This window comes from Patescibacteria group bacterium (genome assembly GCA_041650895.1).
In the GTDB taxonomy this organism is placed as follows: Bacteria; Patescibacteriota; Patescibacteriia; order 2-01-FULL-39-33; family 2-01-FULL-39-33; genus CAISTG01.
Genome location: JBAZKF010000014.1, coordinates 1 through 3,035, shown reverse-complemented (window position 1 = coordinate 3,035; position 3,035 = coordinate 1). Strand labels below are relative to the sequence as shown.

Annotated in this window: 1 protein-coding gene; it reads left to right on the top strand. The window is 56.8% G+C overall.

What is annotated here, in order from left to right:
- Window positions 1–3,035, top strand: a 3,035-nt coding sequence (locus WC473_06155; protein MFA5125369.1) for a hypothetical protein, incomplete at both ends; no start/stop codon positions are given.

Here is a 3,035-nt window from a genome sequence, read left to right as displayed (position 1 = left end):
AAATTTAATAAGGCGGACGGCACAACGAATGTGTTGGACATCGATACGACCAACAGTCGCGTCGGCATCGGGTCGGCAACGCCGGCGTATACGTTGGATGTCGCGGGAACGATACGGGCGACGGGGAACGTGACGTTCTCGGGCACCGGCAATACGTTAGGAACGATCACAAGCGGCACATGGAGCGGAACGGCGATTGCGGCGAATAAGGGCGGCACGGGACAAACGGTCTACACGGTTGGCGATATTTTATATGCGTCGACGACAACGGCACTATCGAAGCTGAACGCAGGAACAAGCGGCTATGTGCTGACGTCGAACGGCGCGGGTGCCGCGCCGACGTGGGCGGCAGCAGCAGGTGGGTTTACGGGCGGGGGTACGGCGAATTATGTAGCGCGTTGGACAGGTGCAACGTCGCTTGGGACGGGCGTGCTGTACGACAACGGTACGAACGTTGGCATCGGGACGGCGGCGCCAAATACGAACCTGTCGGTTTACAACGCGAATGAATCGACAACGCTGACGAACTTTACGCAAGCGCTGACAAATTCTGGCATCAACATTATTACGAACCAGACGACGGGTGCCTATACGCCGGGCATTTTCTGGTCGACGAGCGACAACAATGCGACGAAGCCGAAGGCGGGGATATGGATGTACGAGACTGCGGCGGGAAGCGCGTTGCAGTTTGGAACGTCGAACGCTCTGGCGACAGGCATCACCAATCAGGCGATGACGATTGATACTGCTGGCAACGTGGGTATTGGCTCGACAGCGCCGACGAAGACGTTGGATGTCGTTGGTACGGGCAAGATCAGCACCAGTCTGGTGGTTCCGATCATCTATCCGGCGGCGGACGGCACATCGGCGATTAAATTTAATAAGGCGGACGGCACAACGAATGTGTTGGACATCGATACGACCAACAGTCGCGTCGGCATCGGGTCGGCAACGCCGGCGTATACGTTGGACGTAGCTGGGAGTGCTCGCGCTACCACGGGATTTTATGGTGAAAGATATGGTCTTATCGGGACTTACAACTCCGCTCAAATTCAGTGTATTTGGTCAATGGGCGCTGCTTATGATTGCGATATTGCCGGCAATACATTGGGCACCCTTTATGGAATGGCATACTCATATAGTACTACTACCGGCATAGGAACTCTGGCGGGTCATGAGCTAATAATTGCCAATAATGGCACAATCGGCATTGAATTGGGGCTGACAGGTAAGGCTAAATTTGCCAGCAACGTCACCATCGGGGGCACGCTCGGAGTAACGGGTGCGGCGACGTTTACGGTGGCGCCGACGGTATCGGCGTTCTCGACGGCGGGTGTTGTGGTGAACAGCGCTGCGGGGTTGTTGTCGACGTCAGCAACGTTGGATGAAACGTTGGGCGGAACGGGGCAGACGACGTATGCGACGGGCGATATTCTGTACGCCTCTGCGGCGAATACGCTGTCGAAGCTGACGGCGGGGACGAGCGGCTATGTGCTGACGGCGCATGGCGCGGGGACGGCGCCGACGTGGGCGGCGGCGGCAGGTGGATTCACGGGCGGCGGCACGGCGAACTACGTTGCGCGGTGGACAGGTGCGACGTCGCTTGGGACGGGCGTGTTGTATGACAACGGTACCAACGTGGGTATCGGAACAGCGGCGCCTACATCTCTTTTGAATCTTTATACGACAACGGACACCACTCCACTCTATGTAATTGGGGATAACGCGGGCGGGGCTATTTCCATTCAGGTTGATGGTTATGGATCAGGCGTTACGGGTGGAGGCGGAATAGTCGGGAGATATTCACGTGGCACGTTTGCATCGCCTTCCACTGTTCTGGCAGGTGATCGTCTTACGTATTTTGTAAGCAGAGGGTATACTGGCAGCTCTTTCGAAAGTGGGTCGTCGATAGATTTCCGTGTTGGTACTGGAACCATAAGTTCTGCCTCCCTTCCTTCTTATATATCCTTCTTTACGAGACCAGACGGCGCTACTGGACGCGTTGAAGTGATGCGCATCGACCAGAACGGCAATGTCGGCATCGGAACCACGGGGCCGGTCAATGCGCTTGATGTCTATTCCGGACAGGGCATCCACATTCAGGCGGGAACGCCAACGTCGACGGCAGCAGCTTTGTATAACGTCGGCGGAACATTGTACTGGAACGGAACCGCACTTGGCAGCGGCGGCGGCGGAACGATCACCGGCTCCGGCACGGCAAATTATGTAGCGCGTTGGACGGCTGGAACGACGCTCGGGACGGGCGTGTTGGTTGATACAGGGACGTATGTCGGTATCGGGACACTGACACCAAATACGAACCTGTCGGTGTACAACGCGAATGAATCGACAACGCTGACGAACTTTACGCAAGCGCTGACAAATTCTGGCATCAACATTATTACGAACCAGACGACGGGCGCCTATACGCCGGGCGTGTTCTGGTCGACGAGCGACAATAATGCAACGAAGCCGAAGGCGGGTATATGGATGTACTCGACTGCGGCGGGAAGCGCATTGCAGTTTGGAACGTCAAATGCCTTGGCGACAGGTATCACGAACCAATCGATGACGATTGATACTGCGGGCAACGTGGGTATTGGCTCGACAGCGCCGACGAAGACGTTGGATGTCGTTGGTACGGGCAAGATCAGCACCAGTCTGGTGGTTCCGATCATCTATCCGGCGGCGGACGGCACATCGGCGATAAAATTTAATAAGGCGGATGGCACGACGAATGTGTTGGACATCGATACGACCAACAGCCGCGTCGGCATCGGGTCGGCAACGCCGGCGTATACGTTGGATGTCGCGGGAACGATACGGGCGACGGGAGCGGCGACGCTTGCAAGCACTCTGGCGGTGACGGGTAATGTGACGTTGTCCGGTACGGGCAACTCAGTCGGAACGATCACAAGCGGCACATGGAGCGGAACGGCGATTGCGGCGAATAAGGGCGGCACGGGACAAACGGTCTACACGGTTGGCGATATTTTATATGCGTCGACGACAACGGCACTATCGAAGCTGAACGC